General features: G+C 60.9%; 9 protein-coding genes. 6 read left to right on the top strand and 3 right to left on the bottom strand.

Annotation, left to right across the window (positions count from 1 at the left end):
* Positions 1 to 745 (bottom strand): PA0069 family radical SAM protein (locus VIM95_RS09320; RefSeq protein WP_331984911.1); only part of this gene is annotated, 745 nt, incomplete at its 3' end.
* 203 nt (positions 746 to 948) lie between these two features.
* Between VIM95_RS09320 and VIM95_RS09315 the strand changes: the two genes are divergently transcribed.
* Together VIM95_RS09315 and VIM95_RS09310 are read left to right on the top strand one after the other, a co-directional pair.
* Positions 949 to 2,232 carry a hypothetical protein gene (locus tag VIM95_RS09315; RefSeq protein WP_331984909.1) on the top strand — a complete coding sequence of 428 codons (1,284 nt, stop codon included), beginning with the start codon at positions 949 to 951 and terminating at the stop codon, positions 2,230 to 2,232.
* A 108-nt stretch (positions 2,233 to 2,340) separates the two neighbouring features.
* The gene (locus VIM95_RS09310) at positions 2,341 to 2,832 is read left to right on the top strand and encodes a methylated-DNA--[protein]-cysteine S-methyltransferase (RefSeq protein ID WP_331984907.1); all 492 of its coding nucleotides are present in this window, start codon (positions 2,341 to 2,343) and stop codon (positions 2,830 to 2,832) included.
* Positions 2,833 to 2,834: 2 nt separating this feature from the next.
* On the opposite strand, the gene VIM95_RS09305 is transcribed toward VIM95_RS09310, so the two are convergent.
* Positions 2,835 to 3,647, bottom strand: a complete 813-nt coding sequence (locus VIM95_RS09305) for a siderophore-interacting protein (RefSeq protein WP_331984905.1) — start codon at positions 3,645 to 3,647, stop codon at positions 2,835 to 2,837.
* Positions 3,648 to 3,662: 15 nt separating this feature from the next.
* A complete protein-coding gene (locus VIM95_RS09300) occupies positions 3,663 to 4,343 on the bottom strand; it encodes a PadR family transcriptional regulator (protein ID WP_331984903.1) in 681 nt (226 codons plus the stop codon).
* A 102-nt stretch (positions 4,344 to 4,445) separates the two neighbouring features.
* On the opposite strand from VIM95_RS09300, the gene VIM95_RS09295 reads away from it, so the two are divergent.
* The 4 genes from VIM95_RS09295 to VIM95_RS09280 all read left to right on the top strand — a co-directional run bounded on the left by VIM95_RS09295 (position 4,446) and on the right by VIM95_RS09280 (position 8,315).
* The gene (locus VIM95_RS09295) at positions 4,446 to 5,561 is read left to right on the top strand and encodes a glycerate kinase (RefSeq protein WP_331984901.1); all 1,116 of its coding nucleotides are present in this window, start codon (positions 4,446 to 4,448) and stop codon (positions 5,559 to 5,561) included.
* A gap of 89 nt (positions 5,562 to 5,650) precedes the next feature.
* On the top strand, positions 5,651 to 5,872 hold the full coding sequence (locus VIM95_RS09290; RefSeq protein WP_331984899.1) for a hypothetical protein: 222 nt from the start codon (positions 5,651 to 5,653) through the stop codon (positions 5,870 to 5,872).
* 189 nt (positions 5,873 to 6,061) lie between these two features.
* A complete protein-coding gene (locus VIM95_RS09285; RefSeq protein WP_331984897.1) occupies positions 6,062 to 6,796 on the top strand; it encodes a glutathione peroxidase in 735 nt (244 codons plus the stop codon).
* Between the two features lie 124 nt (positions 6,797 to 6,920).
* Complete coding sequence (locus VIM95_RS09280; protein WP_331984895.1) at positions 6,921 to 8,315, top strand: dihydrolipoyl dehydrogenase; 1,395 nt, start codon at positions 6,921 to 6,923, stop codon at positions 8,313 to 8,315.
* Positions 8,316 to 8,441 lie beyond the last annotated feature (126 nt).

Genomic DNA, 8,441 nt, shown 5'->3' with positions numbered 1-8,441 from the left:
TGCGGGCTTCGCCCAGTATCTTTTCCAGTTCATGGTCGTTCAGCGCCGGGATCATGGGCGCCGCCAGCACGCCCACCGGTATACCGGCCTCTGCCAGCCGCGCTATGGTCTGCAAGCGTCGCAGGGGCTGGCTGGCGCGGGGTTCCATCTTGCGCGCCAGTTCCCTATCCAGCGTGGTGACGCTGACCATGACCTGCACCAGTTGCTGCTTGGCCATTTCGCTCAGAAGGTCGATATCGCGCTCGATCAGCGCGTTCTTGGTCAGCAGCATGGTGGGGTGGCGGGTTTCCAGCAGCACCTCCAGCACCTTGCGGGTCAGCTGCAGCTCGCGCTCCTGCGGCTGGTAGCAATCGGTATTGCTGCCTATGCAGATGGGCGCGACGGTGTAACCGGGCTTGGCCAGCTCGCGCCGCAAGAGATCGGCGGCATTGGGCTTGGCGACGATCTTGGTCTCGAAATCCAGCCCCGGCGAATAGCCCCAATAGGCATGGCTGGGCCGGGCAAAGCAGTAGATGCAACCATGCTCGCAGCCCTGGTAGGGGTTGATGGACTGGCTGAAGCGCAGGTCGGGCGAGTTGTTGCGGCTGATGATGGACTTGGCCTGCTGCAACATGACCACGGTGCGTGGCCGTTCCGCTTCTTCGCGGCCGTCCAGCCAGCCGTCGTCCACCGCCTCGCGGCTATCATGCGCATAGCGGTTGTTGGGGTTGAGGCCGGTGCCGCGGCCGTGGATGGCGTCGCTCATACTCGCTATTCTACTCGCATGGAGAACGATCGTTCACCAAAATGATAGGTGGCGGGTAGGGTGTGCGCAGTATCCGTCTAGTATGAAGGTGACCGGGTGACATTGCTGGGCTGGGGGGCTGAAGTTCCTGCGTGTCTTGCTGGTTGTCCCGATGCACAAGAAATGGAAAAGCTGCTTATTTAAATCAATACTTGGGGTAATCCATGATCGATCACGCTAATAAGATGCAAAAACAAACTTCGGCGGTTTCAGATAGCATATTCCAGACGCGAGAGAGATATGCAGATTTGCCTATGTCTGATAATCGTGCAGAAGGGGTTGCACAGAAGAAAATGCAAAACCTTGCAAATGCCAGTCTAAGGGGCGAGCAAGCACGAGCTTTGCAAAAAATGGCAGACTCTCGACAAGGCAAACCTGTTGTTGCCATGAAATCTGGCTCACGGTCTGAAGTGTCGGGGAATTTCAATGGCAATGAAAAGCGTGTAGCGCAAAGGGAGTGGAATGGCAGTGAGGAGGACGAAATTCGAGAATGGGACGAGGTTCTAGCACCCGGGCTGCAGTGGCATTGGGATAATACGAGAAAGAAGCTCTATTACACGATCGCAGCGAGCGCCGAAGATTCAACGGAGATCCAAAGGCTGCGCAAGTATGAACGCCAGGCGTATACGTATGAGCAATGGATAAAGGCGGGTTGGACTGGTTTGCGTCAAGAGCAACAACCAAAGTTGGTCGAGAAGAGCGAAAACGGTTGGGAGGGAAAGAAGGCCGAATTCGAGGGGTATGCTGCAAAGGGAAGGGAGAAATATGGATTGATTGCCTTGGCAGCTAGAGAGCTGAGCGCTCGGACGCGAATCGATAGAGATGATTTTTTTGCACAGGAATATCGCACTGCACTGCATTCGACTAGAGAAAAAGATAATCCCTATGCGCCATATAATTATAAATCTGTTCTAAAAAACTCTCCTCACGATAGGACGAAGACGGCAGATAGGGCTGAGAAGGAAGGGCATTATATTAATGAGGTTAACCTGGCGTGGGGTAGCATAGCGGCGGATCAAAATTATGGGAATATGGAAACGTATTTCGATAGGGATGCGGGTAAAGCGGTTAGGTATAGTAATTCGGAAGTGTTCTATCAACAGTGGAAGAAAGCAAAGGAATCCTTGCCTGAGAGTGGTGAGGGCGCAGAGCAGGCCAATGCCAAGTTAGGGATGCTTCGGCGGGCTCATGTTTCCGGAGATGGCATTCCTGTTGTGAAGGCGGTGAAGGCTTGGCACCTCAACCGGAGGCCTACCTACAATGAAAACAGGGACGATATCGTTTTGACGGATGCAGATGAAGGGTTTTATGCTTTGCTAGCGGCTGCTAATTGTCAAGCGGCGATTTTTTTAATCGTGGATCATGGTAAAGACCTTGGTATAAAGGGGATCAAAGTAATCCGGTTGATGAAGGGCGAGAGCATAGAAATTGACTTTACCCCTGACTGAAAACTGCTCATGAGCTTATGCTGGCCGGATGTGAAAAATGGGGACATCTCGGTTTACTTGTAATCCTTCCTCGGAAAGGCAGGCCAGATGCGCGCCTCAAGGAACGCAATGCTGTTGCAATACAAAGTAGCGGAGTCGCCTTTGGGGCCGCTCAAACTGGTTGCACGGGGCGAGGCGCTGGTAGCCATACTGTGGCCGCAGGAGCGGCCAGGCAGGGTGCGGTTGGGAGAACTGCTCGAGGCAAGGGAGAGCGCGGTGCTCGACGAGGCCGAGCGACAGCTGGTCGAGTATTTCGCCGGCCGGCGCCTGCGCTTTGAGCTGCCGCTGGACTTTGTCGGTACGGATTTCCAGCGCGAGGTTTGGGCGGCCTTGCTGACCATCCCCTTTGGCGAGACGCGCAGCTATGCCGATATCGCCCGCCAGCTGGGCAAGCCGCGCGCAGTGCGGGCCGTGGGTGCGGCCAACGGGCGTAACCCGATTTCCATCGTGGCCCCCTGCCATAGGGTGGTGGGCACCGATGGCTCGCTGACTGGTTTTGCCGGTGGGCTGGAGGCCAAGCGACGGTTGCTGATGCTGGAGGGGGCGCTAACGGCCCCCTGAACTTAGTCTTCGTGGGTTTCGTGTACTGCCACGGCCCCCTGCTTCCAGTAACTGGCGGCTCGGATACGGGACTTGGCGATGGCGCGGTCCTCGACCAGATGCTTGCGTATGGACTGGATGACAGCCGATTCGCCGGCCGCCCAGACATAGCCTTCGCCTGCCGGCAGGATCAGGTCGCGCACGGCGTCCTCGAGGCTGGCGGGGTCGCCCGGGTAGCGGTCCTGGCGGTAGACCCAGTGCGTTTCTACTCGTGCGTCGCTATTGAAATCGATGCGGGCGGCGTCGTTCTCCACCTCGGCGACCACCAGGGCGATACTGCCGGCCGGCAGTTCTTCCAGCCTGCGGCCGATGGCGGGCAGGGCGCTTTCGTCGCCGATCAGTACATGCCAATCAAAGTGGGTGGGGATGATCAGGGAGCCACGCGGCCCCCCTACACCGAGGTATTGCCCCACCTTGGCCTGGGCCGCCCAACTGGTGGCCGGACCCTCGCCATGCAAGACGAATTCGATATCCAGTTCCTGCGCAACCGGATCGTAGCTGCGCGGGGTGTAGTCGCGCGCCGTGGGCCGCTTGCCCTCGGGGAATACCAGGCCGTTGGGTCCCATCTCGGGCAGCAGCGGCTTGTCCTCGCCCGGCGCGGGGAAGAAGAGTTTGACGTGGTCGTCGAAGGAGGCGGACACGAAGTCCTGCAGGTCTTCGCCACGGAAGGTGATGCGCACCAGCTGCGGGGTGATGGCGCGGATGCGGCTGACCTCTAGCAGGCGGAACTTCAACGGGTGGCGTACGCGGGTGACGGTGTAATCGGGTGCATTCATGGGCGGTCTTTCTATTCAGTTTTGCTTGTCGCTCGATTGCAGGATGTCTTGGGTGGCACGCGCCAGGATGGCGGCGATGCGGCGTTGCTCGTCGGGGCTGGCCTCGCTGCGCTGCATCAGTGCACGCTTGAGGGCGCGGCGGGCCTCGACGAACTCGGGCAGCCAGCCGCCTTCGCCGTCTTCTTCGCCTGTCATGGCGCGGCGGAACCAGTCCATCTTGCGCGCAAGGTGCTTGAGCTTGTCCTGGATCAGTGTCAGCCGCTCCCGCTCGGCGTCGAGGTAGTCGCGGCCAGCGGGGGCCAGCTGGTAGCACTTCTTGTTGCTGGTGAGCTCAACGGTGGCGTAGCCCAGTTCTTCCAGATAGGTCAGTGCCGGGTAGACCATGCCGGGGCTGGGGCTGTAGATGCCGTTCGACTGGGTCTCCAGCGCTTTGATCAGCTCGTAGCCGTGGCTGGGCTTCTCGGCCAACAGGGCGAGCAGCAAGAGCTGCAGATCGTCCGAGCTGAATTTGCGGCCGCGGGTAAAGCCTTCGCCGTCGCCATCAAAGCCGCCCGGGCCGCCAAAGCCGCCATGGCCGTGGCCATGGCGGTGACCGTGACGCCCCATGGCGTGTCGGCTGAAGTGTTCTGCAAGGCGGTGGAACAGCGGAAGATGGCCCTCGGCGTGGCGGGGATGTTCATGGTGACGGCGGCGCATGGCTGGCTCCTTGTATCGTAAAATACATCTTAAAACATATCGTAAGATATAAATCCCAATGGGCAGGTGTCAAGCGCCGTTGGTCCGCTTATGCTCCAGACCATGAAGATCGTGATTGCACCGGATTCGTTCAAAGGCACGCTGAGCGCGGCCGATGCAGCCCAAGCCATCGCCCGGGGCCTGCGTCAGGTCTGGCCTGCAGCCGAGTTGTGCTTGCACCCCATGGCTGACGGAGGTGAGGGCACGCTGGCCGCGATTGCAGCGGCCGTCCCCGCTGATTGGCGACAGGCAGAGGTTCATGACTTGGCAGGCCAGTTGCGGCAGGTGCGCTGGCTACAACTTCCTGACGGCGCTGCAGTACTGGAGTCGGCCGAGGTGGTGGGCCTTGGGCTGGCAGGTGATTGCCCGGTGCCGCGGCGCAGCAGCCTGGGGCTGGGCGAATTGCTGTTGCAGGTATTGGATGCCGGTTGCCGCAGGGTACTGATAGGGCTGGGTGGGACGGGTAGCAACGACGGTGGTGCCGGCCTGCTGGCTGCAGTCGGGGCCGAGTTATTGGACAAGGATGGTGAACGGGTGACCCCCGACCTCGCCGGCCTGGCCGACCTTGCCTCGCTATCGCTGGCGCATCTGGACCCACGCCTGGCCGAGACCCGGCTGCAGGTATGGGCCGATGTGGCTAGCCCCTTGGCCGGCCCTATGGGTGCAACGGCCACCTTTGGCCCGCAGAAAGGCGTGCAGGCCGATGAGGTGGCGCGCTACGACGGCTGGTTGGCGCGCCTGGGCCTGCTGGGTGACCAGCTGCGCGGCCAGGACCTGCGCCTGAAGCCAGGTAGTGGCGCCGCCGGTGGCTTGGGTTGGGCGTTGCGTGTCTTGAGTGCAGACATGGTGCCGGGGGCGGAGGCGATTGCCCTTCTGCAGCGGCTGGATGCGAGCCTTGCGGATGCCGACTACCTGATTACCGGCGAGGGCCGGTCGGATTTGCAGACGCCTCTGGGCAAGCTGCCCTGGCGCTTGGCCGCCATGGCTCAAGAGGCCGGCGTACCGGCGGTACTGCTCTCTGGCGAAGTCGTAAGCGAGGCGCAGCCCCAATTGGCCGAGCGTTTTGCCCACCGTCTTTCACTGGCAGGGGAGGGGGTGAGCAGCCAGTATGCACAGCAGCACGCCGCTACCCTGCTGGCAGAGCGTGCGGCAGCTTGGGCAGCGGCGCACCGGCGGTAGTCGGGCTAGCTGCGGTAGGATGGCGGCCAGTGATGCAAGCCGGGTACGGCGATTGCAACAGACCAAGAGAAAACAGGAGACCCAGAACCATGAACCTGATGCGCGTGATCGCCATCGCCCTGATCATTGCCGGTACTCTGGCGCTGAGCTACGGCGGCTTCAGCTACACCAAGGAGAGTGAGGCCGCCAAACTTGGCCCGATCGAGTTGACCTTCAAGAAGCAGGAGCAGGTGGTAATCCCGACCTGGGCTGGCGTTGCCGCCATTGCCGCTGGTGTGGGCCTGCTGCTCTTGGGTAGCCGTAAACGGTAGGCCTTGCCAGCCACCTCAAACGCCGCCTTTGGGCGGCGTTTTTATTTCAGCTATCGTCCCGTCATTACGTCGATAGAAAATTCATATTAATAAATTAATTACAATAAATTGGATGAATTCTCATCTGACCGGGATACTCCGCTTCGTCGCTGCACACGCAGCCTTACCCCCACGAAGAGGATTTACCCCATGCTGCAGAATCGCGAAGGCCAGGCCGTTCCCCAGGTGACTTTCCGTATCCGCCAGAACAATGAATGGAAGAGCGTCACCACCGACGAGCTCTTCAAGGGCAAGACCGTGGTGCTGTTCTCGCTGCCCGGCGCTTTCACCCCCACCTGTTCCAGCACCCACCTGCCGCGTTACAACGAGCTGGCACCGGTGTTTGCCAAGCACGGTGTCGATTCCATCCTGTGTGTGTCGGTCAACGATACCTTTGTGATGAACGAATGGGCCAAGGACCAGGAGTCCGCCAATATCGTCATGATCCCGGACGGCAACGGTGAGTTCACCGAAGGCATGGGCATGCTGGTGGACAAGGCCGACCTGGGCTTTGGCAAGCGCAGCTGGCGCTATTCCATGCTGGTGCGCGACGGCAAGGTCGAGAAGATGTTTATCGAACCGGAAAAGGACGGCGACCCGTTCGAGGTGTCTGACGCCGACACCATGCTCAACTACCTGGCTCCCACCGCCAAGGCCCCGGACCAGATCGTGGTCTTCTCCAAGGAAGGCTGTTCCTTCTGCGCCAAGGCCAAGCAGCTGCTGAGCGACCGTGGCCTGGACTACATCGACCTGCCGCTGGATCACAAGGTTCGCGGCAAGGTGCTGGGTGCCATCAGCGGCAACATGACCGCCCCGCAAGTCTTCATCAATGGCCGCCTGATCGGTGGCGCCGAGGCGCTCGAAGCCCACTTCGCTGCCGCCTGATCCCACATCAGACCGGGCAGGCTATGCCTGCCCGTCAGTCGCCGGGCTCGACCGCACTAACTCAGCTAGTGCGGCCGGGCACGCCGATTGAGCCTCCCCTACATTGCCCCCATAAGGAAACACCATGAGCAAGCTCATCCAGACCGATGTTGCCGTGATCGGCGCCGGCACCGCCGGCCTCGCCGCCTACCGTGCCGCCCGTGCCGCCGGCCAACGTGCCGTGATCATCGAGGGTGGCGAATATGGCACCACCTGCGCCCGGGTCGGCTGCATGCCGTCCAAGCTGCTGATCGCCGCCGCCGAGGCCGCCCATGGTTTGGAGCACGGCAAGGGTTTTGGCGTGCATATTGAAGGTAGTTTGCGCATCGATGGCCGCGAGGTCATGAGCCGGGTACGGCGTGAGCGGGATCGTTTTGTCGGCTTTGTGGTCAAGGGCGTGGAGAACATCCCGGCCGAGGACCGGTTGCGTGGCTACGCCCGCTTTGTCGACAACAACATCCTCAGCATCGACGGCCATACCACAGTGCAGGCCCGCAGCATTGTGATCGCCACCGGTTCCAGCCCGGCCATTCCCGCACCCTTCAAACCCCTGGGCGATCGGTTGATCATCAACGACGACGTCTTCAGCTGGGAAACCTTGCCGCGCCGCGTGGCGGTGTTCGGCCCCGGTGTGATCGGCCTGGAGCTGGGCCAGGCGCTGTCGCGCCTGGGCGTCATCACCCGCGTATTCGGCAAGGGCAAGAGCGTGGGGCCCTTCAGCGATCCGGTGATCCGCGACTATGCCCGTACTGCCTTCCAGGAAGCGTTCTATCTTGACCCGGATGCCACCATCGAAAGCATGGAGCGCGAAGGCGACGAGGTTGTGCTGCGCTACCGAAATCTCGACGGCGAGGTGGTGACCGAGCGCTTTGACTATGTGCTGGCTGCGACCGGCCGTAAGCCCAATGTCGCCAACCTGGACCTGCAAAATACCGGTCTGGAACTGGACGCCCAGGGCGTGCCCCTGTTCGACCCGCAGACCTTGCAGTGCGGCAAGTCGCCCATCTTTATCGCCGGCGACGCCAACAACGTCCTGCCGTTGCTGCATGAGGCTGCCGACGAGGGCAAGACTGCCGGCCACAATGCCGCCAGCTACCCCAATGTCGCCCCCAGCCTGCGCCGCTCCACCCTGGCGGTGGTGTTCAGCGATCCGCAACTGGCCATGGTCGGCCAACGCTACGCTGACCTCAAGGAAGGCAGCTTTGTCACTGGTGAAGTGAGCTTCGAGGACCAGGGCCGCAGCCGCGTCATGCTGCGCAACAAGGGCTTGATGCACGTCTACGCCGACCGTAGTACCGGCCGCTTCCTGGGGGCCGAGTGGATGGGACCGAGTGCCGAGCATATTGCCCACCTCTTGGCCTGGAGCCATCAACAAGGGCTGACCATTGCCCAGATGCTGGACATGCCTTTCTACCACCCGGTCATTGAGGAAGGTTTGCGTACGGCGCTACGCGACGCTGCCGCAAAGCTGGCTGCTTGATCCACTACCCGCTGAGTGGTGCGTCTGCCAACGGGGCCTTGTGGCCCCGTTGTCGCATTTCATTCGACTTAAACCGCAGTTCAGCTCAGGAACTGGATATATCTCGCCGGCTGTGATTCCTTATGC

This window comes from Chitinimonas sp. (assembly GCF_036568685.1).
In the GTDB taxonomy this organism is placed as follows: Bacteria; Pseudomonadota; Gammaproteobacteria; order Burkholderiales; family Chitinimonadaceae; genus Chitinimonas.
The sequence above is the reverse complement of the archived record's forward strand: the minus strand, read 5'-3'. Positions and strand labels throughout refer to the sequence as shown.

Excerpts from the sequence above, each read along its gene's own strand:
- VIM95_RS09315 (WP_331984909.1), top strand. The coding sequence starts at position 949 with ATGATCGATCACGCTAATAAGATGCAAAAACAAACTTCGGCGGTTTCA.
- VIM95_RS09310 (WP_331984907.1), top strand. The coding sequence starts at position 2,341 with ATGCTGTTGCAATACAAAGTAGCGGAGTCGCCTTTGGGGCCGCTCAAA.
- VIM95_RS09305 (WP_331984905.1), bottom strand. The coding sequence starts at position 3,647 with ATGAATGCACCCGATTACACCGTCACCCGCGTACGCCACCCGTTGAAG.
- VIM95_RS09300 (WP_331984903.1), bottom strand. The coding sequence starts at position 4,343 with ATGCGCCGCCGTCACCATGAACATCCCCGCCACGCCGAGGGCCATCTT.
- VIM95_RS09295 (WP_331984901.1), top strand. The coding sequence starts at position 4,446 with ATGAAGATCGTGATTGCACCGGATTCGTTCAAAGGCACGCTGAGCGCG.
- VIM95_RS09290 (WP_331984899.1), top strand. The coding sequence starts at position 5,651 with ATGAACCTGATGCGCGTGATCGCCATCGCCCTGATCATTGCCGGTACT.
- VIM95_RS09285 (WP_331984897.1), top strand. The coding sequence starts at position 6,062 with ATGCTGCAGAATCGCGAAGGCCAGGCCGTTCCCCAGGTGACTTTCCGT.
- VIM95_RS09280 (WP_331984895.1), top strand. The coding sequence starts at position 6,921 with ATGAGCAAGCTCATCCAGACCGATGTTGCCGTGATCGGCGCCGGCACC.